Origin of the sequence: Frankia sp. R82, assembly GCF_023716925.1 — a bacterium.
GTDB lineage: Bacteria > Actinomycetota > Actinomycetes > Frankiales > Frankiaceae > Frankia.
The window spans coordinates 1-524 of the sequence record NZ_JAMQQG010000208.1; the positions used below are offsets into that span (position 1 = coordinate 1).

Sequence of the window (524 nt, forward strand, 5' to 3'; positions counted from 1 at the left end):
TTTGCATGATCGTGCCCTTCGCTGAGTGACGGCTGACACGATCAACGATCAGGTACGGAAGGCTGGCCGACCAGCGCACCGGCTGGCGTGTGTCTGCTGTCGAGGTGTCGACCAGTTGTCGACGACAGATGCGTCCCCGCAGGTCAGGACGCCCTCAGCAGAGTGAGGAGCGCCTGGTGGTAGACGGCCTGGACAACAGGGATCGACGCCACCGCGATCTGTTCGTCGGTGCCGTGCAACCCGCGGTAGTCCACTCCGAAACCGGCGGTCGCCGGGATACCGCGCCCGGCGAGGTAGTTGCCGATGTTGGACGGGCCCGCGACCTTCGCGTCAGTGCGGACTCCGACGGCAGCCGCAGCGGTCAGTAACGCGGCGCGCAGCGGCGCTTCCGCGTCGAGGGCGAAGGCGGGCCAGTGGGTCGTCGCCTCCACCAGGGTGGGCTGCGTGCCTGGCCAGGCGGCGTCCACCTGTGCCGCCTGGGTCCGCAGCAGGTCCAGCGCGGCCTTGTCATCGAAGGCGGGGGT

At 68.9% G+C, this 524-nt stretch carries 1 pseudogene; it reads right to left on the reverse strand.

The window, feature by feature from the left end:
• Positions 1-143: 143 nt before the first annotated feature.
• A pseudogene (locus ND747_RS16635) lies at positions 144-524 on the reverse strand (M20 family peptidase); the annotation flags it as partial.